Origin of the sequence: Pseudomonas sp. S09G 359 (assembly GCF_002843605.1) — a bacterium.
Classification (GTDB): domain Bacteria; phylum Pseudomonadota; class Gammaproteobacteria; order Pseudomonadales; family Pseudomonadaceae; genus Aquipseudomonas.
In genome coordinates, this window is sequence record NZ_CP025263.1 from 2,929,774 (window position 1) to 2,950,461 (window position 20,688).

Sequence of the window (20,688 nt, forward strand, 5' to 3'; positions counted from 1 at the left end):
TCAGGAGTTTCCAATGGCGAAGAAACCCAAGGCTGCCACCTTTATCAAAGACCCGCTCTGGTACAAGGACGCGGTGATCTACCAGGTTCACGTCAAATCCTATTTCGACTCCAATAACGACGGCATCGGTGACTTTCCCGGGCTGATCGCCAAGCTCGACTACATCGCCGACCTCGGCGTAAACACCATCTGGCTGCTGCCGTTTTACCCCTCGCCCCGCCGCGACGACGGCTATGACATCGCCGAATACCGCGGCGTGCACAGCGACTACGGCACCATGGCCGACGCCAAGCGGTTTATCGCCGCGGCCCATCAGCGCGGGCTGCGGGTGATTACCGAACTGGTGATCAACCACACTTCCGACCAGCATCCATGGTTCCAGCGCGCGCGCAAGGCCAAGCCGGGCTCGGCGGCGCGGGATTTCTACGTGTGGTCTGATGACGACCAGAAATACGACGGCACCCGCATCATCTTCCTCGACACCGAGAAGTCCAACTGGACCTGGGACCCAGTGGCCGGCCAGTACTTCTGGCACCGTTTTTACTCCCACCAGCCAGACCTGAATTTTGACAACCCGCAGGTCATGAAGGCCGTGCTGTCGGTGATGCGCTACTGGCTCGACATGGGCATCGACGGCCTGCGCCTGGACGCCATCCCCTACCTGATCGAGCGCGACGGCACCAATAACGAAAACCTTCCTGAAACCCACGACGTGCTCAAGCAGATCCGTGCCGAGATCGATGCGCATTACCCCGACCGCATGCTCCTGGCCGAAGCCAACCAGTGGCCGGAAGACACGCAGTTGTATTTCGGCGACAAAAAGGGTGATGACGGCGATGAATGCCACATGGCCTTCCACTTCCCGCTGATGCCGCGCATGTACATGGCGCTGGCCCAGGAAGATCGTTTCCCGATCACCGACATTCTGCGCCAGACCCCGGAGATTCCCGCCAATTGCCAGTGGGCGATTTTCCTGCGCAACCACGATGAGCTGACCCTCGAGATGGTCACCGACAAAGAGCGCGACTACCTGTGGAATTACTACGCCGCTGACCGTCGCGCGCGGATCAACCTCGGGATTCGCCGGCGCCTGGCGCCGTTGATGGAACGCGACCGTCGGCGCATCGAGCTGCTCAACAGCCTGCTGCTGTCGATGCCCGGCACGCCGACCCTGTATTACGGCGATGAAATCGGCATGGGTGACAACATCTACCTCGGCGACCGCGACGGCGTGCGCACGCCGATGCAATGGTCCATCGACCGTAACGGCGGCTTCTCCCGCGCCGACCCGGCGAGCCTGGTGCTGCCGCCGATCATGGACCCGCAATACGGCTATCAGTCGGTCAACGTCGAAACCCAGGCCCAGGACCCGCACTCGCTGCTCAACTGGACCCGGCGCATGCTCGCGGTGCGCAAGCAGTCCAAGGCGTTTGGCCGCGGCAGCCTGAAAATGCTCTCGCCGAGCAACCGTCGCATCTTGGCCTATACCCGCGAATTCACCGGTGAAGACGGGCGTAACGAAATCATTCTGTGCGTGGCCAACGTGTCGCGCAGTGCCCAGGCTGCCGAGCTGGACCTGTCGGCCTTCGCCGGTATGGTGCCGGTGGAAATGCTCGGCGGTAATGCGTTCCCGCCGATAGGCCAGCTGAATTTCCTGCTGACCCTGGCGCCGTATGGCTTCTATTGGTTTGTACTGGCAGCGGAAAACCAGATGCCGAGCTGGCATGTGGAACCCGCGCAAAGCATGCCGGACTTCACCACCCTGGTGCTGAAGAAACGCATGGAAGAATTGCTCGATGAACCCTGCCGCACCTCCCTGGAAAAGACCTCGCTGCCGGCCTGGCTGCCCAAGCGGCGTTGGTTTGCCGGCAAGGACACGGCCATCGACAGCGTGCGCATTGCGTACGGCGTGCGTTTTGGCGACCCGCAGCACCCGGTGTTGCTCAGTGAGCTTGAGGTGACTGCCGGTGGCCAGGTCAGCCGTTATCAGCTGCCGTTCGGCTTCCTCGGTGAGGATCAGTTCACCAGCGCCTTGCCGCAGCAACTGGCGCTCGCCCGGGTGCGGCGGGTGCGTCAGGTGGGGTTGGTGACGGATGCTTTCAGCCTTGAACACTTTATTCGCGCGGTGATCCAGGGCATGCAAGCCGGCACTGTACTGAACTCCAGTGACGGCGATTTACGCTTTGAAGGCACCCAGCACTTGGCCAAGTTGCAACTGACGGACGAGTCGCCGGTGCGCTACTTGTCGGCCGAGCAGTCCAACAGCTCGGTGGTAGTGGGCGAGAGCCTGGTGCTCAAGCTGATCCGCAAAGTCGGTGCCGGGGTGCACCCGGAGCTGGAAATGAGCGCCTACCTTACCGCTGCCGATTACCCGAATATCTCGCCGTTGCTGGGTTCGATGGTGCGTCGCGACGCCGATGACCAAGACAACCTGTTGATGATCGCCCAAGGCTACTTGAGCAACCAGGGCGACGCCTGGAGCTGGACCCAGAACAACCTCGAGCGCGCGATCCGTGACGAACTGGCCGAGGCCATCTCCGAACAGGAACAGCATTACAACGCCCTAGGCGAACTGGCGGATTTCGCTGGCTTGCTCGGGCAGCGCCTGGGCGAAATGCATGGGGTGCTGGGTGCGCCCACGGCCAATAAAGACTTCAAGCCCGAGGTCACTACAGCCAAGGACACCCAGGCCTGGGCCAAGGATATCGGCGCGCAGATCAACCGCGCGCTGCAATTAATCGAGCTGCATCAAAGCCAATTGAACCCTGCCGATCAGGCGCGGGTCAGTGAATTGCTGGCGCAGAAAAAAGCCATCGCCAGCCATGTGCAGGCGCTGGCCAAAGCCACGGTCGGCGGCTTGCGTATTCGCGTGCACGGTGACTTGCACCTCGGCCAGGTACTGGTGGTGAAGGGCGATGCTTATTTGATCGACTTTGAAGGCGAGCCGGCGCGTCCGCTGCATGAACGACGCGGCAAGCACAGCCCGTATAAAGACGTGAGTGGTGTGTTGCGCTCCTTCGATTACGCGGCGGCGATGGCGCTGAATGTGCAGGGGGTGGATCACTCACCGGAGGCCGATGTGGCGCGCAAACGCGTCACCGATCGTTACCTGAAGGAAGCGCGCGAGGCATTTATCCAGGCTTATCAGGCAGCTACGTCTACACTTGCGCATGACTGGCAGGATGCCAAAGGCCAGGACGCGGCGCTGACGTTGTTCAGCCTGGAGAAGGCCGCGTATGAAGTGGCTTATGAAGCAGAAAACCGCCCGACCTGGCTGCCGGTGCCCTTGCAAGGGCTGCACGGCTTGCTCAGTGGGCTTATACCTTTTTCGAAAACTGCACGCGGTGGGGAGACGTCATGAGCTTTACACATAAAGAACCGCTGCAGCCGAAGTTGACTGCATTGCCGGCGTCCAAGGACGTCGAAGCGCTGGTACGCGCCGAACACCACGACCCGTTTTCGATTCTCGGGCCGCACGATGACGAGCAGGGCGGCCAGTTTATCCGCGCGTTCCTGCCAGAGGCCTTGAGCGTCCAGGTGTTGGCCCGCGACAGCGGCGAACAGATCGGCAGCCTCGATGCGACTCAGGTGCCGGGGTTGTTTGTCGGGCAGTTCGCCACGCGTCAGGCGTATCTGCTGAAAATCCAGTGGGCCGGCGGTGAGCAGATCACCGAAGACCCTTACAGCTTCCAGCAACTGCTGCTGGGTGAAATGGACCTGTACCTGTTTGCCGAAGGCAATCACCGCGACCTCAGCAGTTGCCTGGGTGCCCAGGTGACCAGCGTCGATGGCATAGACGGCGTGCGCTTTGCCGTGTGGGCGCCCAACGCGCGGCGCGTGTCGGTGGTGGGCGACTTCAATATCTGGGACGGCCGCCGCCATCCGATGCGCCTGCGGCATCCTTCCGGCGTGTGGGAGATCTTTATCCCACGCCTGCAACCAGGTGCAGCCTACAAATATGAAATTCTCGGTGCCAATGGGATTCTGCCGCTCAAGGCCGACCCGATGGCGCTGGCCACCCAATTGCCGCCCGACACCGCATCGAAAGTCGCCGAGCCGTTGCAGGTGGACTGGCAGGACCATGAATGGATGCAGTCGCGGGTCGAACGCCAGAAGCCCACGGCACCGCTGTCGATCTACGAGCTGCACGTGGGCTCCTGGCAGTGCGAGCTGGACGAGGCGGGCGAGGTGGCACGCCAATATACCTGGCGCGAGCTGGCCGAGCGGTTGGTGCCGTATGTGCAGCAGCTGGGGTTCACCCACGTCGAGCTGATGCCGATCATGGAACACCCGTTCGGTGGCTCCTGGGGCTACCAGGCGCTGTCACAGTTCGCACCGACTGCGCGCTTTGGCTCGCCGGAAGATTTTGCCTATTTCGTCAATGCTCTGCACCAGGCCGATATCGGCGTGATCCTCGACTGGGTGCCGGCGCATTTTCCTACGGACACCCATGGCCTGGCGCAGTTCGACGGCACCGCGCTGTACGAATACGCCAACCCGCTGGAAGGCTTCCACCAGGATTGGGACACCCTGATCTACAACCTGGGCCGCACCGAAGTGCATGGCTTTATGCTGGCGTCGGCATTGCACTGGCTCAAGCACTTCCACATCGACGGCCTGCGCGTGGATGCGGTGGCGTCGATGCTCTACCGCGATTACTCGCGCAAAGCCGGTGAGTGGGTGCCCAATCGCCATGGTGGCCGCGAAAACCTCGAAGCCATCGACTTCCTGCGCCATTTGAACGACGTGGTCGCCCTGGAAGCGCCCGGCGCGCTGGTGATCGCCGAAGAATCCACGGCCTGGCCGGGCGTCAGCCAGCCCACCCAACAGGGCGGCCTGGGCTTCAACTACAAATGGAACATGGGCTGGATGCACGATTCGCTGCACTACATCCAGCAAGACCCGGTGTACCGCGCCCATCACCACAACGAGCTGAGTTTCGGCCTGGTGTACGCCTGGTCCGAGCGGTTCATCCTGCCGATCTCCCACGATGAAGTGGTGCACGGTAAACACTCGCTGATCGACAAGATGCCTGGCGACCGCTGGCAGAAATTTGCCAACCTGCGCGCCTACCTGACGTTCATGTGGATGCACCCCGGTAAGAAACTGCTGTTCATGGGCTGCGAATTCGGCCAGTGGCGCGAGTGGAACCACGACCAGCAATTGGACTGGTACCTGCTGCAATATGCCGAACACAAAGGTGTGCAAAAATTGGTCGGCGACTTGAACCGCCTGTACCGCGAGGAACCGGCCCTGCACGAGCAGGACGATGCGCCCCAGGGCTTCCAGTGGCTGATCGGCGACGATGCGATCAACAGCGTCTATGCCTGGCTGCGTTGGAGCAAGGACGGCAAACCGGTGCTGGTGGTGGCCAACTTCACCCCGGTGCCGCGTGCGGCGTATGCCGTGGGCGTGCCCTTTGCCGGGCGCTGGAGCGAGGTGCTCAACAGCGATGCCGATGACTATGCGGGCTCCAATTACGGCAACGGTGGCGCCGTGTTTACCAGTGATGAGCCACGCCATGGACAAGCGGTGTCGCTGTCGTTGAATCTGCCGCCGCTTGGGGTGCTGATTCTGCGACCGGAGGGTCTTTAAAGGCTCAAGCATGCTGGATTTTGTTGTCCACGCTACTGGCAGGGTGCCACAATGGCGCCTTTGTCGTAGCGGTTGAATCGGGCGAATTTCATGAATGGCCTTGGGCGTGGGCAGGACCAGGATTGTTTTATCGAGGAGCAGGTGCGGACCGACCGTCTGCACCAGTTGTTTCGGCAATCATTTGCGGCCATTTTCGGCAGTTACCTGGCCGCCGTGATGCTTTGCTGGCTGTGTTGGGACCGGTTTGACCATGAGGTCATCCTGGTGTGGCTGGTAGCATTGGCGGGTTCGTCTCTGTTGCGCATCAAGATGTTCATGGAATGGTTCCGTTGCCCCAACGCCGAGCGAACGCCGGATCGCTGGGAGCGCCGCTATTGCGTCACGCTGATGCTGTCTGCCGGTATCTGGGGCCTCGGCGCGTTCGCGGTGATGCCCACGGATGATCGCTTGTCCCAGGCGTTGGTCATGTTGTTCACGGTGGGCATGTCGGTGAGCGCGGTGTCGTGTTACTCGGCGTATCGCTACCTGACGCTGGCTTCCATGGCCTTGGTATTGCTGCCCTGCACACTGTGGCTGCTGTTTCAGCCATCGTCGATGCAAGTGGGCGTGGCTATTGCGGTGCTGGTGTTCTCGACCTTTGTGGTCAGCGCCACGCGCAAGTTGTCCGATGCACTGGAAAAGGCCTTTCGCCTGACGCGGCAAATGGAGCGTGCGCACAACATCTCCACCCGCGCCGCACAGACCGACGAACTCACCGGGCTGATGAACCGCCGCGCATTTTTCGAACATGCCCAGGTGTTGTACGCGCAATGCCGGCACAACCAGCAGCCGCTGTGTGCGCTGATGCTGGACATGGACCACTTCAAGCAAATCAACGACACCTACGGCCATCAGGCTGGCGACCAGGTGCTGCGCCAGATTGGCGGGGTGATCAGCACGTCGTTCCGCAAGGCCGACGTGTATGGTCGCCTGGGAGGCGAGGAGTTCGCGGTGCTGTTGCCCAATACCTCGCTGGAAGCCGCCAGGGCGATCGCCGAGCAGTTGATCAAGGCGATTTCCGGGTTGGTGTCCGAGCCGGTGCACGGCCTGACCGCCAGCCTCGGCGTGGCCTCCACCCATGCCCTCGACCAAGACCTGCATGCGCTGATGAACACTGCCGATAAAGCCCTGTACCGCGCCAAGGCGTTGGGCCGCAACCAGGTAGCGGTGGCGGAGTAGGGCGCTGCTCAGTCCTTGAGCATGGCCTTGATCAACACCCGTGACACCTGGTCGGCGGAATAGGGCTTGGCCAGGAATTCGAAACCTTCGTAGCCGTCTTCCGCCAGCTCGTCGCTGTAGCCTGAGGTGAGTACCACCGGCAGATCCGCGCGCCGCTGGCGCAGCAGCTTGGCCATGGCGACGCCGGTGATGCCGGGCATGACCACGTCCGAGAACACCACATCGAACGCCATTGCATCCTTACCGGCCAGCGCCAGCGCTTGTTCGGCGTCGGTTGCCCAGGTGGTCTGGTAACCCAGGTCTTGCAGGATCTGGCTGGCGAAACGTCCTACTTCCAGATTGTCCTCGACGATCAACACGCGGCACTGGCTGGTGTCATGGGTGGGCGTCGGCGTTTCCTGCAGGCTTGCGGGCGCAGCGGCCTGGGCTTCCACCTGTGGCAGGTACAGGGTAAACACGCTGCCTTGGCCGAGGGTGCTGGCCACGTCGATATTGCCACCGGACTGCTTGGCAAAGCCGAATACCTGCGACAGGCCCAGGCCGGTGCCTTTGCCCACGGCCTTGGTGGTGAAGAACGGCTCGAAAATCCGCTCGACAGTATCCGCTGCGATGCCGGGCCCGGTATCGGCAAGCGACACCACGATATAGGGCTGGTGCGACCCTGCATCCCCTCGGATACGCGGTAGCGTGCGGTCGCCGGCGACGCGCAGGGCCAATGTGCCCTGGCCGTCCATCGCGTCCCTGGCGTTGAGGGCGATGTTGATCAGCGCGGTTTCAAACTGGCTGGAGTCGACCCGCGCAAAACACGGCTGCGGCGGCAACTCGACCTGCACACGAATGCGCGCGCCGGTGACACTCTCGAGCATCTCGCCGATATTCTGCACGCGCTGGCCCACGTCGAAGACTTCCGGGCTCAAGGGCTGGCGGCGGGCAAACGCGAGCAATTGGCTGGTCAGTTTGCTCGCCCGTTCAACCGTGTCGGACACCGCGCCCATATAGCGCTGGCGGCGTTCTTCCGACAGGCCGGGCTGGCGCAGGAAGTCCACCGAGGAGCGAATGATGGTCAGCAGGTTGTTGAAGTCATGGGCTACGCCGCCGGTCAATTGGCCGATGGCTTCGAGCTTTTGTGACTGGCGCAGCGCCGCTTCGGCCTGGGCCAGCGCGAGGGTGCGCTCCTCTACCCGTTGTTCGAGTGTGGTGTTCAGCTCGGCATACGCCGCCAGACCCTCACGCACATCCGCATCGGCGCGCACCCGCTCGATGTGTGCCCAGGAGCGTTCGGTGACCTCCCGCAGCAACGCCAGGTCGTAAGGCGACCAGAGGCGCGCGCTTTTGTCGTGCACAGCCATCAAGGCGGTGAGGCGGCCATTTTTGATCAAGGGCATGCAAATGGTGGCAGTCACGCCCAAGGCCTGGAAGGTCGCCGATTCGTCGGGCGGCAGCTCGCGTAGGTTGTCGTGGATCACCAGCGGTTCGCCGGCACGCAGGCAGTTCACCGCCGTGGTGCCGAACGCCGCCAGGCTGTAGCGGCCGATGATGCTCGGTGAACCGGGCGCGGTCCAATTGTCGCGAATGGTGAAGCCGTCTTCATCGGCGTCCATGTCGGCATACGCGCAATTGCTCACCTGCAGGTGTTCGGCCAGCAGTTGGGTGGTGCTGGTCATGATCGCTTCGGCATCGGCGGCGTTGGCCACGGCGTGACCGATAGCATCCAGCACGCTCAGGCGGCGCGCCAGAAATACGGTTGCGGTGGTTTCGGACACGGTGTCGAGCAGGCCAACCACCCGGCCCTCAGCGTCGCGGATCGGGCTGTAGCAAAAGGTGAAGTAGGCCTGTTCCGGCACCAGCCCGCGTTCGATCACTAACGGGAAGTTTTCGATATAGGTGGCATGGCCCTGGAAGGCTGCATCGGCGATGGGGCTGATGTGCTCCCATGCCTCGCTCCATATCTCGCTGAATGGACGGCCCAGCGCACTCGGCTTGTTACCCAGGATCGGAATAAACGCGTCGTTGTACAGCGTGGTCAAGTGCGGGCCCCAGACAATCGCCTGGGGAAAGCTTGAGGCAAAGCACAGGGCGACGGTGGTTTTCAACACGTCGGGCCATTGGTCCAATGGCCCCAGCGGGGTTGCGGCCCAGTCATGCAAGCGCACCCGTTCAGCCATATCGCTGCTGCTTTGCAGCCAATTCATCATTGCGGGTACACCTTGTGTGGCAGGGTCTTCAACACGCTCGGAAAATGCCTGGCGCACAGCTAAAGACCTGCTTGGACGCTGCCAGTTCAGCGCAATTATTGCCTAGATGGCAATTTGATGCTCCATTCATTTGGAGGGCTTCCCAGCCGCAGGATTGGGCACTTGCCCAAACCCTATTGGCTGCCGAATAAACCGGTCCAGTAAATCCCTGCGTCGCTCTTCGGGTCCATGGCATAGGCTGCGCCCACTTCGCGAAATTGCGGGTTCATCAGGTTGGCGCAATGGCCCGGGCTGGCGAGCCAGCCGTCGACCACTTTGCGCGGCGTATCCAGGCCGGCGGCAATGTTTTCGCCGATGTTTTTCGCGATATACCCGGCCAGTTCGGCACGGTCACCGGGGGTGCGGCCGTCGTGGTCGAGGTGGTCGAAGAAGTTGCCATTGGCCATATTGCGCGTGTGGCTGTTGGCGGCGCCGGCCAGGTCGTCGTTCCACGACAGCGGCGTGGTCGCGGTAAAGGCCTGGGTGCCGCACTGGCGCGGTTGCGAACGGGCGGCGTTGATCAGCGTAAGCAGTTGCCTGCCTTCGGTTTGCCAATCTCCCAGGCCACTCGACAGCAGGGGGCGGGCGAGCACGATACGCCAGTCCTGGCCACTATTGCTCACGCCGATATCGACAAATTGCGGGTCGAGCACCACGCGACAGAAACTCTCGCGCACCGCCTTCATGGCCGCCTGGGCGTCCTTGGGGCCTGACAGGCTGATGGCCTGCACGTTGACCATCGGATAGGCGGCCCGGGCGAGCGCCTGCTGCAAATCGCCGACATTCGTCGCCGGCAGCACCAGCCGCGTGTCGCTGGCCAGCGGCGGCAGTTCCTGGGAACCCTGGTTACCACAGCGCTGCACTTGGCTGCGGTACGCATTGATCTGTTGCACCAGCTGAGTTTCTTCATTCGCCATCGCGCTGGCGCAGAACACCGTACTGGCGGCCAGCGTCGTAAGACCCATCATCAATGACAGAACGCGCATGGACGTTACCCTTGAGCTTGAAAGCGCCCATGATGCGCGATGTAACCCGGTCTGGTGCAACGCCTTTTTTGTTTTTTTGCCTCAACGGGTGTTCTGCGCTGCACTCATCCCGTGGATGCGGCCCCATGCCATCACGGTGGCCAGCAGGCTCAAACCCAATGCCGAGGCGTCGAGGATCAAGCCGAGGTGGCGTGGCTGTTTGCGCGAGGTGTGCACGGAGCAGGTACAATCCCCGCCGCCTTGACGCGAAACCCCAGGAATTTGCATGTTCAGCCTTACCCGCTACACCACACCGTGCCCCGAGCCGATCAACGCGCAGATCCTGCAGATGGTGGTGGACAACCTCACCGACATCAGCAGCGTGGCCCTGCAGCCAAGCAACCTGCTCTACAACATCTACCAGTACGCCATTGGCTTTGAGGTGCACCTGTACCTGGAAGCCCTCGGCGGCTCGAAAGGCATTGCGGTCGAGCTGGTCGTGGCGACGGTTGACGATCAAGTGCTGGGCTTTTGCCTGTACCTGCCGGTTAAAGACGACCCCGAAGCCTGCGGCATCGCCTTCATGGCGGTACAGGCCGGGCATCGCCGCCAGGGCATCGCACGCGGGATGCTGCAGGACGTACTGGCGCGTTACCCCCACGCCGAACTGGCGTGCGCCGTGGAGAAAGTGCCGGTGTTTGCAGCCATGGGCTTTCAGGTGCGCGGCGCGCGGGGCACCCAGGTGCTGATGAATACCCGCGATTATGCCACCGATGGCCTGATGGGCGTGCTGGACGTGGCGGCTATCTATAGCTCGCTGGAAGTGCGGCAGATTCACACCTACCTGCTGCAAAAGCATGGCAAGCGGGCGATGGTGGATGCGGAGAAACAGCGCGATCGCCACTTGGATCAACTGACGCGCAAGGTGCAGTTGTTCGTGAACGAACACCTACGCTGACTGCACAACCCTGTGGCGAGGGAGCTTGCTCGCGTTGGGCTGCGCAGCAGCCCCAAAAAAAGAGCGCTGCACAGTAGCCCCAAAAAAAGGGAGCGCTGCGCCCTGGCTCAAGCGCCCCCGCGATTGACCATCGCCAGGATGGTCGCCAGCAACTCCTGCTGCGCCTCTTCACGGCTGACCTCACCACTGGCCGCCGCCTGGGACAAGGCTTCCGCCGCCCCCAGCATGCCGCGCAACCCGGCCTGGGACACGTTGCCACCCGGCGCAAACGGCGAGAGTGCGTCGCGGCACTTGTCGAGGAAAATCGCCTCGTATTCGCGCTTGAGGGTTTCCAGTTCCGGTGAACTGCTGAGTGCGGCGATCACCCCTGGAATCTCGCGCCCCTGCAGCAACACACAATCAACATAGGACGAGGCGATCACCCACGCGCGGTCCTGCAAGGTGGCGTGGCTGGCCTCGATGGCCTCGCTAAACACCTGGTTCTGGCGCGCGTCGAAGTCCTCATACAGGGCGGCGAGCAAACCCGCGCGGGTGACAAAATGGTCATAGACCACCGGTTTGGTCACTCCGGCCAGTTCCGCCAGGCGGCCGAGGGTCAGGGCCTCGGTGCCTTCATCACGCACCAGTTGCCAGGCCACATCAAGCAGCTGGCGCAGGCGATCTTCACGGGATAAACGCCGACGTGGGGCAGGGGAGTCAGGGCTTGACATGCTTATATACCAAAAGTAACTTAGTGGCTTAACTTACTAAAAGTATATTAAGCGCAAATGGAGTCAATGTCATGCACGCCCTTATCGTTGTTGCTCATCACGACCCTCACTCGCTCACCCATGCCGTGGCCGCACAAGTCGGCGCCGGCCTCAGTGCTGGCGGCCACACCTATGAGATCGCCGACCTCGCCGCCGAAGGGTTCGACCCGCGCTACACCGCCGCTGACCAGCGGGTGCACCGCAGCCGTGCCACGCCGCCGGCCGATGTGCTGGCCGAACAGGCGCGCATCGACCGCGCCGATGCAGTGGTGCTGGCGTTTCCGATCTACTGGTGGTCGCTGCCGGGCCTGCTCAAAGGCTGGGTCGACAGGGTGTTCGTCAACGGCTGGGCGATTGACTATGGCCCGGACACGCCGGTGGTGAAGAAACTGCGGCACTTGCAAGTGCATCTGCTGGCCCTGGGCGCCGCCGACGCCAGCGCGTTTGATCGGCATGGTTACGCCAAGGCGATGCGCACGCAGATCGATTACGGCATCTTTGATTACTGCGGGGCGCAGGTGCTGACGTCGGAGTTGTTGCTGGAGTCGGAAGACGGCAGCGCGCAGGCGCATTTGGACAAGGCCAATGCCGTAGGGCGGGGCCTGTTCCAGGCCGAGGCGGTCGCCGGTTGATTCAGCCTTCGCGAAACAGGTCGTGGGCATCCAGCAGGCGGTAGGCAATTTCCGGGCGTTTTTCCATGCCCCGGCGAATCGCTGCCGGAATCGCTTGGCGGGTTTTGCGGCACATGCCCGGCAGGTCGTCGATGACGATCTGGATCCCGCGCATGCTCTTGACCTCGGTGTGGCCCGGCGCGACATGCACGCGAATGCCCAATAACTCGTACATGCGCTGTTGCATGCGTTCGAGGTCTTGCAGGCTTTGCAGGTCTTCGAGGCGCTCGATCAGGCGTTTCTCTTCCTGACGCGTGAGGTGCAGGATGCGCAGGTCGGCACCGGGGTTTTCCAGCAGTTGTTCGCGGTCACAGACACACGCGCCGGGTGGGCAGGGTTGGCGAATTGTCATGTGCATTGCCTCCCCATTCCGACGCGTTTGCCTCAGTAGCTCAGTTGCACGCCGAGACTGCCCAAGGCCTTCCAGTACTCAGGATAGGTCTTGGCCACGCAGTCCGGGTCTTGAATGCGGATGCCGGCGACTTTCAGCCCCGCCAGGGCAAAGCACATGGCGATGCGGTGGTCGGCGTGGGTGTCGATCAGCGCGTTGCACGCAGTACCGGCCAGCGCCGGGTCGGCGGCTACCAGCAAGTCATCGCCTTCAATCGTCGCCAGGCCCGGACGGATTTCATTCAGGCCATCATGCAGCGCCTGCACGCGGTCACATTCCTTGACCCGCAGGTTGGCCAGCTCGGTGAAGCGCACCGGGGTGTTGTTGAACGCGGCCAGCACGGCCAGGGTCGGGATGGCGTCCTGCATTTGCGAGCCAACCACTGTGGCCTGCATGTTCGGGAACTGGGCAATCACGGCCTGGGCCTTGGCGTCCGGCTGGGTGAATGCCTCTGCAGCCACACCGATGTCGATGCGCCCACCGGTCAGCACTTCGGCGGCCCACAGGTAGGTGGCGGCGGAGGCATCCGGCTCGATCAGGTAATCATGCGCGGTGTAGCCGGTAGGGGCGACGCGCCAGGTGGTGTCGTCGACCACGTCGACCTGTGCGCCGAACGCGCGCATGCAGTCCAGGGTCAGGTCCACATAACCGCGGGCGCCGATGTCCTTGCCGGTCAGCGCCACTTCAATCGGTGCTTCGCCGAACGCAGCCAGCATCAGCAGGGCCGAGACGTATTGGCTGGACAGGCCGCCGTCGATCTCGAAACGCTTGGCCGCCACTGTGCCTACGCCGTGCACGGTTACCGGCGGGCAACCGGTCGGGCTGTCGACGGCAATACCGTTCTCGCGCAGGGTCGCCAGCAGAGGGCCGATTGGGCGTTTTTGCATATAGCCGTCGCCATCCAGCACCACGGTGCCCTGCACGGTGGCGACGGCGGCGGTGAGAAAACGCATGGCCGTACCGGCATTGCCGAGGAACAGCGGCTGCGTCGGCAACTGCAATTTGCCGGAGCCGGTGACCACAAAGGTGGTGTCATCCGGCTCGTCGATGGTCACGCCCATCTGGCGCAGGGCCACCGACATATGGCGCGTGTCATCGCTCTTCAACGCGCCGCTCAGGCGGCTGGTGCCCTTGGCCAAGGCTGCCAGCAGCAGGGCGCGGTTGGTAATGGATTTGGAACCGGGGGGCGCGACCTTGCCATTGAGGGGGAAATTGGGCGGTGTAACGGTCACGGTTTTCTGCGAACTCAAGGTACAAGGCTCCTGATTCAAGGCAAGGTGGCACGGAGTGGCCGACGGGGCGGACCCGAATAATCGGCCAAAGCAGCGGTGCTTGTCGAGGCTTAGCGCAAGGCCAGCCAATAATCATGCAGCGCCCGCGCCGCCGGTTCGATTTCGCTGACGCGTTGCTGGTGGGCCGCTACATCCAGGTCGGCAGGCAATTCGAAATTGTCCTGCTCGGCGCACCAGGAGATTTTCTCCAGCAGCGCGGCCTGGGCGGCCGGCAGCGCTGGCCAGTTGCCGATGGCCGCGCCACGGATATAGCCGAAGCACCATTCCTCGGCGAGGGTGACCACGTGGCCCTGGTGTTCGGTGTCATCGAAGCGCGCCTTGAAACCCTGAGCATCCGTCGCCAGTTGGCCCGCCAGGGTGTTGATATGGCGTACGCACAGTTCGAGGAAACGCTGGGCCTCGTCCATGTTGTCCCACTCCGGGTTCTGCCCGCCCCAGATCGCCGGGAACCACTCGGCCACATCCACTTGTTCCGGGCTGGACACCAGCGCGGTGAAGTAGCCGTCGAGTTCGGCCAGGTTCAGCACTGAATGGTCGTCGCCGTACTTGAGCAGGGTTTCTTCGATGAATTCGAAATCGGCAGGGGCGAGGGGCTGGGCGTGCATGGGCATATCCTTCAAACGTCGAGCGCCGCTGACAGGGCGGCTTAAAGCGCGAAGGATGGCGCCTAGACGGGTTTTTTTCCAGCAGTTTCCCAGCGTTGCAGCAGCTCTTTCACGCACACCGAACCGACCACGGCCAGAATGATCGGCACCAGAAAGTCATGCTCGATACGGGTGAATTCCGCCACCAGCACAATGGCCGTCAGTGGCATGCTCATGCTGGCCGCGAGAAAGGCCGCTGCGCCGATGATCGCAAACGCCCCCAGCGGCACGCCGGGCCACACCAGGCTCCAGGCGCCGCCGAGGATAATCGCCAACAGTGCGCCATTGGCCAGGCCCGGCGTGAGCAGGCCACCCTCGGCCCCGGCGCGCAGGCTGCTGGTGGTGATCAGCACCTTGACCAGCAGCAACAGCGCGGCCAGGCCGATCGTCAGTTGATTATCGAAACCCAGTTGCGCCGGGCCTTTGCCATTGCCGAGGATCTGCGGCAGCAGCATTGCCAGCCCGCCGATGATGGTAAAGTTGATCAGCGCCAGCACCGGCAGGCGCCAGCCGCGTGCGGCATGCGCGCGGGCGTGGCCGGTAAGACGCGTGAACCCGTAGGCGGCTAGGCCAAATAGCGGCCCACAGACGACGGCCCAGGTGATCAGCGCCGGGCTCAGCAAAAAATGCGGCACGCCATATTGCGACTCGGCGCCCAGCCCGATCCACGCCACCGCCGCGCCAATCGCTGAAGTCGCCAAGGCGATGATCGCCGCCGGCCAACTGAATGCACCCACCAGCACTTCCAACACAAACACCGCGCCACCCAACGGCACGTTATACACGGCGGCCAACCCGGCACCCGCGCCGCAGGCGACGATCAGGCGGTGCATGTCCGGCGCCAGGCGTGCCCGCTGCGACAACCAACTGCCGACCAGCGCCCCGACTTCCCGTGGCGCCACTTCGCGCCCCAGCGGCGAACCCAGCGCCACGGTAATAATCTGCAGCAAGGCGTGGGCGAGGGTGGTCTTGGGTGGCATGATCGGGATTTTTTCCGACACCGCCTGCTTGATGCTCACCAATGGCCGCCCATAGCGATACACCGCCCACCAACCCAGGCCTGCTACCAACCCGCACACCACCAGCACGGCCAGGCGGCGCTCCGGCGCGGCCGCCGTCACGCCCCACAAAAAGCTCTCATGGCTGACCAGGCTATCCAGGCTGTAACCGTACGCCAAATGCTGGATGCCATGCAGCAGCAAGGCCAGGAGCATGCCGCCCAAGCCCGCGCCAATGCCGGTCAATACGACCACCAGGGCCAACAGCAGGGATGAACGCAAGGTGGTCGGCATACGTGGCTCCAGGCAATGACCCTGATTGTATAGCCGATAAAGTGCACCTCCCGGGTGAAATGTATCGGCGCCGCATGAACTGCGCGTTCACAACATTTCATTACCTTTGCCAGTCCCGCTTTTGGCCGATGCGCCGTGGTGCACCCTTGTTATAGTTCGGGCCTTATCACTCGCCAGTCAGGGATCACTGCCATGTCCGAATACCAAGCTTTCGTCGTCGAACTCACCGGCAACGTTGCCCATGTGCAGATCAACCGCCCGGAAAAGATCAACGCGATGAACGCGGTGTTCTGGACCGAAATCATCGACATCTTCCAATGGGTCGAAGACACCGACGCGGTACGCGCGGTGGTGCTGAGCGGGGCCGGCAAGCATTTCTCCTCGGGTATCGACCTGATGATGCTGGCCTCGGTGGCCAACGAATTCGGCAAGGACGTGGGCCGCAACGCGCGCCTGCTGCGCCGTAAGATCCTTGAGCTGCAAGCCTCGTTCAACGCCGTGGACAACTGCCGCAAGCCGGTATTGGCGGCGATCCAGGGTTACTGCATTGGGGGCGCCATCGACCTGATCAGCGCCTGTGACATGCGCTACGCCGCCGAGGGGGCACAGTTCTCGATCAAGGAAATCGACATCGGCATGGCCGCCGACGTCGGCACCCTGCAACGCCTGCCGCGCATCATCGGCGACGGCATGTTGCGTGAGCTGGCCTACACCGGTCGCCAGTTCGGTGCTACGGAGGCGCACAGCATCGGCCTGGTCAATCGCGTGTACCCCGATCAGGACAGCCTGTTGGCCGGTGTGATGGAAATCGCCCACGAAATCGCCGCTAAGTCGCCGATTGCCGTAACCGGCACCAAGGCCATGATCAGCTACATGCGTGACCATACGGTCAATGATGGCTTGGAATACGTTGCCACCTGGAACTCGGCTATGTTGCAATCCAACGACCTGCGCGTGGCCATCGCGGCCCATATGAGTAAGCAGAAACCCGACTTCGTGGATTGACTGACATGACCCCAGGCTGGATTACCACAACGCTGCTGGACAACGACGCCCCAGGCGGCTGGGCCGTCGCCCGCAGCCGCGAGGGCTTTTTGCATGATGACAACGGCCCGTTGTTCCCCAGGGAATGGCTCAAGCGCCAGGACCTGGCGGTGTTCGCCGAACATGGCATCGGCCACCTCGATGGCGAGCCGGTGTACCTGCTGGAGTTGAACTCGGCGACCGAGGTGCCAGGGTGCAGCTGGCAGGGCCTGCGCGGCTTTATGCTGCAAGGTGATCACACCCTGTACAAAGTGCTCGGCTACGCCGCACAGATCGGCACCTGGGCGCGGGAGCACCGGTTCTGCGGCAGTTGCGGCCAGGCCATGGTCCAGGTGCCACGCGAGCGCGCGATGTTCTGCCAGGCCTGCGACCTGCGCAGCTACCCACGGATTTCGCCGAGCATGATCGTGCTGGTGACCCGTGGCGACGAGATCCTGCTGGCGCGATCGCCGCGCTTTGTGACCGGGGTCTATAGCACCTTGGCCGGCTTTGCCGAACCGGGCGAGTCGGCGGAAGACTGCCTGATCCGCGAGGTGCGCGAAGAGGTGCAGGTGGAGGTCAAGAACATCCAGTACATGGGCAGCCAGTGCTGGCCGTTCCCCCATTCGATGATGCTGGGGTTCCATGCCGAGTACGCCGGTGGCGACATCGTGCCCCAGGCCGACGAGATCGAAGACGCGCAGTGGTTCAACATCCACGACCTGCCGCCGTTGCCGGCGTCACGCTCGATTGCGCGGTACCTGATCGACCTCTACGTGGCCCGCCGCTTAGGCCACGCTGAACCAGTGCTGCCAGGCTAGGCGCACGGTCAGGCCGAGGACCACGGTGATAAACACCGGGCGAATGAACTTGGCGCCGCCGCTGATTGCGCTGCGAGCGCCAAAGAACGCGCCACACATCACCGAAACGCCCATGGCCAGGCCGACGATCCAGTCCACCGAGCCATTGATGATAAACACCGTCAGCGCCGCTGCGTTGCTGACGAAGTTCATGCTGCGCGCCACGCCGCTGGCCTTCACCAGGTCGATGGGGTGCAGCAGCATCGTGCTGACGGTCCAGAACGCGCCGGTGCCGGGCCCGGCGACGCCGTCGTAGAAGCCCAGGCCGAAGCCCTGGGTGGCCTGCCATTTCTTCTTGATCGGCGCATCGGCGTCCAACGGCGCCTTGGGCGTGCCGCCGAACAGCAAGTACACACCGCACGCGAAGACGATCACCGGGAGCATCTTGTTCAGGGTTTCGGCGGGCAGGTAGTGGGCGACCACCGCACCCGTGAGAGCACCGATCAAGGTACCGACGATGGCATGCACCCACTGGCGTGGGTGGAACAGCTTGCGACGGTAGAAGGTAAAACTGGCGGTGGCCGAGCCGAAGGTGGAGCTGAGCTTGTTGGTGCCCAATACCAGATGCGGCGGCATGCCGGCGGTGAGCAGCGCCGGGGTGGTGAGCAGGCCGCCGCCGCCGGCGATGGCGTCGATGAAACCGGCGATAAAGGCAACCACTGCGAGGATGGCGAGGGTGGTCAGGTCAACACTGAGTTCGAAGGGCATGGGCAGGGCTTATTTTTGGCAGGGCGCTGTGCGAAGGGCTGCCATCTTACCTGCCTGATGTACCCAGATCCAAATGTGGGAGGGGGCTTGCCCCCGATAGCGGTGTGTCAGCCAGCTAATACATTGACTGATTCACCGCCTTCGCGAGCAAGCCCGCTCCCACATTATTACCGCGTTTAACCGTGACGTTTGTCCAGCCACTCCAGCGCCGTACGCCAGATACAAATCCCCAAAAAGTACGCCGACATCAGCGACCACAACCCAAACGTCCATGGATTGGTGTTGGGATAATCCACCACCATCAGAAAGCTGCACAGCAACCAGATGGTGGTGACGGTGATATTGATCGGCATAAACCGCTTCACCCGGAACGGATGCAGAAACTTCATCGGCGTCACGGTCAGCAGCGCCAGGCCGATCACCGTCAGCAACGTCACCCAGGCATCCGGCTGGATGATGTAGACGCACAAGGCCACCACATTCCAGGCGGCGGGGAAGCCGACAAAGTAATTGTCCTTGCTCTTCATGTTCACATTGCAGAAACAGAACAACGACGACACCAGGATCACCGACACCGTGAACAGGTGGGTGAAGTCCGGCAGGTCGATATAGCGATAGATAAACAGCGCCGGAATAAACACGTAGGTGAGGTAGTCGATCACCAGGTCCAGCACCGAGCCGTCAAAGCTGGGCAGTACCGTGCTGACATTGACCCGTCGCGCCAGTGAACCATCGACGCCATCCACCACCAGCGCCAGGCCCAGCCACAGCAGGCAGGCCTTGGGTGAGTTCTCCAGCAGCGCCAGAGTGGCCAGGAAGGCCAATACCACGCCGGTGGCGGTAAAGCCGTGGGCGCCCCAGGCTTTGAGTCTGGCTACATGCAGGGTCGATATCACGGGCGGTTCTCCAAAAGTGAAACAGGGCAGCCGACGGTGTGACACCGTCGAGTCTGGCCGGGGAATGCAGGTATCGACCGGGAAGGGGGGGATAAGGTTCACCGCCCCGGTGTATTGCTTAGCGTAGCAAGCGTAGGAGGTTTCGGCATCAGCCCTGGCGGAACACCAACGCCTTTAGGCCACTTTGTGCGTCAATATCAGGAAATTCGGGCGGGTTTTGTAAGCGTTCGACAAAACGCAGGCCCGGCGCTTCACGGGTGACACCGTCGATCAGGAAGTCTTCGCCCAAGGCCGGGTCGTTCATGCAGGCCAGGACCGTGCCGTGTGGCGTGAGCAAATCCGGCAGGCGGCGCAGCACGCGCTGATAGTCCTTGGTCAGCAGGAAGCTGCCTTTCTGGAAGGACGGCGGGTCGATGATCACCAGGTCGTAAGGGCCGCTGTTGGTCACCTTGGCCCAGGATTTGAACAGGTCATGGCCCAGAAACGCGACTTTGCTCAGGTCATGGCCGTTCAGGCGATGGTTGTCGCGACCACGGCTCAGCGCGCCACGGGCCATATCCAGGTTCACCACGTGTTCGGCGCCGCCTTCGAGGGCGGCCACGGAAAACCCGCACGTGTAGGCAAACAGGTTGAGCACCCGCTGGCCCTTGGCCTGCTCGCGTACCCAGTTGCGGCCATAGCGCATGTCGAGGAACAGCCCGCTATTCTGTTTTTTACCCAGGTCGATCAGGTAACGCAGGCCACCTTCAGTGATGGTCAGCTCATCGACGGGGTTGCCCACCAGCCATTCGGTGGTGCTTTGCGGCAGGTAGCGGTGTTGCAGGGCGACGGTATAAGCCGCGAACTCTGCTTGCAGCAATTGCTTCAAGGCGTCCAAGTGCGCCGGCTCTGGCTCCTTGAACAGCGCCACCAGCAGCACACCTTGCAACCAATCCACGGTCAACTGCTCCAGGCCCGGCCAGCAGCGGCCACGGCCGTGGAACAGGCGCCGGGTTTCGGCTGGCGGGTTGGCCAGGGCGGTGAGCAGGTGGGCGTGCAGGGTGGCAAGTGCGTCTGGGGTCATCGTTGAGCGTCGGTCGTTGAGCGGGCGGCATTTTAAACACAATTGTCGCCAGTGGGGGGGGAACCCAAATAGATGCATGGGGCCATCCCGTGCAACCGGCTTTAAGCCCTGCCTTGCCTCGGACGTTGG

At 62.5% G+C, this 20,688-nt stretch carries 18 protein-coding genes; 7 read left to right on the plus strand and 11 right to left on the minus strand.

Going from position 1 to position 20,688, the window contains the following annotated elements; translation table 11 throughout:
* The first annotated feature begins 13 nt into the window (after nt 1–13).
* The 3 genes from treS (at nt 14) to CXQ82_RS13130 (ending at nt 6,813) form a co-directional block, all read left to right on the plus strand.
* A complete protein-coding gene (gene treS / locus CXQ82_RS13120; protein WP_101269545.1) occupies nt 14–3,361 on the plus strand; it encodes a maltose alpha-D-glucosyltransferase in 3,348 nt (1,115 codons plus the stop codon).
* Entirely contained in the window at nt 3,358–5,595 is a 2,238-nt protein-coding gene (glgB, locus tag CXQ82_RS13125) for a 1,4-alpha-glucan branching protein GlgB (RefSeq protein WP_101269547.1), read from the plus strand. Before treS ends, glgB begins: the two co-directional genes overlap by 4 nt.
* A 90-nt stretch (nt 5,596–5,685) precedes the next feature.
* Nucleotides 5,686–6,813, plus strand: a complete 1,128-nt coding sequence (locus CXQ82_RS13130; RefSeq protein ID WP_101269549.1) for a diguanylate cyclase — start codon at nt 5,686–5,688, stop codon at nt 6,811–6,813.
* Between the two features lie 8 nt (nt 6,814–6,821).
* On the opposite strand, the gene CXQ82_RS13135 is transcribed toward CXQ82_RS13130, so the two are convergent.
* From CXQ82_RS13135 to CXQ82_RS31580, 3 genes are all read right to left on the minus strand, one after another.
* A complete protein-coding gene (locus CXQ82_RS13135; RefSeq protein ID WP_101269551.1) occupies nt 6,822–9,008 on the minus strand; it encodes a GAF domain-containing protein in 2,187 nt (728 codons plus the stop codon).
* A gap of 173 nt (nt 9,009–9,181) precedes the next feature.
* Nucleotides 9,182–10,033 (minus strand): CAP domain-containing protein, encoded by an 852-nt coding sequence (locus tag CXQ82_RS13140; RefSeq protein ID WP_101269553.1) that lies wholly within the window; start codon nt 10,031–10,033, stop codon nt 9,182–9,184.
* Between the two features lie 81 nt (nt 10,034–10,114).
* Nucleotides 10,115–10,249 carry a hypothetical protein gene (locus CXQ82_RS31580; protein WP_256581918.1) on the minus strand — a complete coding sequence of 45 codons (135 nt, stop codon included), beginning with the start codon at nt 10,247–10,249 and terminating at the stop codon, nt 10,115–10,117.
* A 49-nt stretch (nt 10,250–10,298) separates the two neighbouring features.
* Between CXQ82_RS31580 and CXQ82_RS13145 the strand changes: the two genes are divergently transcribed.
* Nucleotides 10,299–10,970, plus strand: coding sequence for a GNAT family N-acetyltransferase (locus CXQ82_RS13145; protein ID WP_101269555.1), 672 nt, complete (start codon nt 10,299–10,301; stop codon nt 10,968–10,970).
* A 107-nt stretch (nt 10,971–11,077) separates the two neighbouring features.
* On the opposite strand, the gene CXQ82_RS13150 is transcribed toward CXQ82_RS13145, so the two are convergent.
* Entirely contained in the window at nt 11,078–11,680 is a 603-nt protein-coding gene (locus CXQ82_RS13150) for a TetR/AcrR family transcriptional regulator (RefSeq protein ID WP_101269557.1), read from the minus strand.
* A gap of 71 nt (nt 11,681–11,751) precedes the next feature.
* Between CXQ82_RS13150 and CXQ82_RS13155 the strand changes: the two genes are divergently transcribed.
* Nucleotides 11,752–12,351: an NAD(P)H-dependent oxidoreductase gene (locus CXQ82_RS13155; protein ID WP_101269559.1), complete on the plus strand. Its 600-nt coding sequence runs from the start codon at nt 11,752–11,754 to the stop codon at nt 12,349–12,351.
* A 1-nt stretch (nt 12,352) separates the two neighbouring features.
* Here the strand turns inward: CXQ82_RS13155 and CXQ82_RS13160 are convergent, their stop codons facing one another.
* The 4 genes from CXQ82_RS13160 to CXQ82_RS13175 all read right to left on the minus strand — a co-directional run bounded on the left by CXQ82_RS13160 (nt 12,353) and on the right by CXQ82_RS13175 (nt 16,009).
* Entirely contained in the window at nt 12,353–12,742 is a 390-nt protein-coding gene (locus CXQ82_RS13160; protein WP_101273779.1) for a hypothetical protein, read from the minus strand.
* Between the two features lie 32 nt (nt 12,743–12,774).
* Nucleotides 12,775–14,031, minus strand: a complete 1,257-nt coding sequence (gene aroA / locus CXQ82_RS13165) for a 3-phosphoshikimate 1-carboxyvinyltransferase (RefSeq protein ID WP_101269561.1) — start codon at nt 14,029–14,031, stop codon at nt 12,775–12,777.
* Nucleotides 14,032–14,123: 92 nt separating this feature from the next.
* Nucleotides 14,124–14,678, minus strand: coding sequence for a UPF0149 family protein (locus CXQ82_RS13170; RefSeq protein ID WP_101269563.1), 555 nt, complete (start codon nt 14,676–14,678; stop codon nt 14,124–14,126).
* Nucleotides 14,679–14,740: 62 nt separating this feature from the next.
* Nucleotides 14,741–16,009, minus strand: a complete 1,269-nt coding sequence (locus CXQ82_RS13175; RefSeq protein ID WP_101269565.1) for a chloride channel protein — start codon at nt 16,007–16,009, stop codon at nt 14,741–14,743.
* Between the two features lie 192 nt (nt 16,010–16,201).
* On the opposite strand from CXQ82_RS13175, the gene CXQ82_RS13180 reads away from it, so the two are divergent.
* A complete protein-coding gene (locus tag CXQ82_RS13180) occupies nt 16,202–17,014 on the plus strand; it encodes a crotonase/enoyl-CoA hydratase family protein (protein WP_101269567.1) in 813 nt (270 codons plus the stop codon).
* Between the two features lie 5 nt (nt 17,015–17,019).
* The gene (nudC, locus tag CXQ82_RS13185; RefSeq protein ID WP_101269569.1) at nt 17,020–17,853 is read left to right on the plus strand and encodes an NAD(+) diphosphatase; all 834 of its coding nucleotides are present in this window, start codon (nt 17,020–17,022) and stop codon (nt 17,851–17,853) included.
* Here the strand turns inward: nudC and CXQ82_RS13190 are convergent.
* The 3 genes from CXQ82_RS13190 to CXQ82_RS13200 form a co-directional block, all read right to left on the minus strand.
* On the minus strand, nt 17,821–18,600 hold the full coding sequence (locus tag CXQ82_RS13190; RefSeq protein WP_101269572.1) for a TSUP family transporter: 780 nt from the start codon (nt 18,598–18,600) through the stop codon (nt 17,821–17,823). The genes nudC and CXQ82_RS13190 overlap by 33 nt on opposite strands.
* A 176-nt stretch (nt 18,601–18,776) precedes the next feature.
* Nucleotides 18,777–19,496 (minus strand): phosphatidylcholine synthase, encoded by a 720-nt coding sequence (pcsA, locus tag CXQ82_RS13195; RefSeq protein ID WP_101269574.1) that lies wholly within the window; start codon nt 19,494–19,496, stop codon nt 18,777–18,779.
* 148 nt (nt 19,497–19,644) lie between these two features.
* Entirely contained in the window at nt 19,645–20,559 is a 915-nt protein-coding gene (locus tag CXQ82_RS13200) for a class I SAM-dependent methyltransferase (protein WP_101269576.1), read from the minus strand.
* Nucleotides 20,560–20,688: the final 129 nt, after the last annotated feature.

Excerpts from the sequence above, each read along its gene's own strand:
- CXQ82_RS13140 (WP_101269553.1), bottom strand. The coding sequence starts at position 10,033 with ATGCGCGTTCTGTCATTGATGATGGGTCTTACGACGCTGGCCGCCAGT.
- CXQ82_RS13190 (WP_101269572.1), bottom strand. The coding sequence starts at position 18,600 with ATGCCCTTCGAACTCAGTGTTGACCTGACCACCCTCGCCATCCTCGCA.
- nudC (WP_101269569.1), top strand. The coding sequence starts at position 17,020 with ATGACCCCAGGCTGGATTACCACAACGCTGCTGGACAACGACGCCCCA.
- CXQ82_RS13130 (WP_101269549.1), top strand. The coding sequence starts at position 5,686 with ATGAATGGCCTTGGGCGTGGGCAGGACCAGGATTGTTTTATCGAGGAG.
- CXQ82_RS13175 (WP_101269565.1), bottom strand. The coding sequence starts at position 16,009 with ATGCCGACCACCTTGCGTTCATCCCTGCTGTTGGCCCTGGTGGTCGTA.
- CXQ82_RS13155 (WP_101269559.1), top strand. The coding sequence starts at position 11,752 with ATGCACGCCCTTATCGTTGTTGCTCATCACGACCCTCACTCGCTCACC.
- CXQ82_RS13135 (WP_101269551.1), bottom strand. The coding sequence starts at position 9,008 with ATGATGAATTGGCTGCAAAGCAGCAGCGATATGGCTGAACGGGTGCGC.
- CXQ82_RS13150 (WP_101269557.1), bottom strand. The coding sequence starts at position 11,680 with ATGTCAAGCCCTGACTCCCCTGCCCCACGTCGGCGTTTATCCCGTGAA.
- CXQ82_RS13170 (WP_101269563.1), bottom strand. The coding sequence starts at position 14,678 with ATGCACGCCCAGCCCCTCGCCCCTGCCGATTTCGAATTCATCGAAGAA.
- CXQ82_RS13200 (WP_101269576.1), bottom strand. The coding sequence starts at position 20,559 with ATGACCCCAGACGCACTTGCCACCCTGCACGCCCACCTGCTCACCGCC.
- glgB (WP_101269547.1), top strand. The coding sequence starts at position 3,358 with ATGAGCTTTACACATAAAGAACCGCTGCAGCCGAAGTTGACTGCATTG.
- CXQ82_RS13180 (WP_101269567.1), top strand. The coding sequence starts at position 16,202 with ATGTCCGAATACCAAGCTTTCGTCGTCGAACTCACCGGCAACGTTGCC.
- treS (WP_101269545.1), top strand. The coding sequence starts at position 14 with ATGGCGAAGAAACCCAAGGCTGCCACCTTTATCAAAGACCCGCTCTGG.
- CXQ82_RS13160 (WP_101273779.1), bottom strand. The coding sequence starts at position 12,742 with ATGACAATTCGCCAACCCTGCCCACCCGGCGCGTGTGTCTGTGACCGC.
- CXQ82_RS13145 (WP_101269555.1), top strand. The coding sequence starts at position 10,299 with ATGTTCAGCCTTACCCGCTACACCACACCGTGCCCCGAGCCGATCAAC.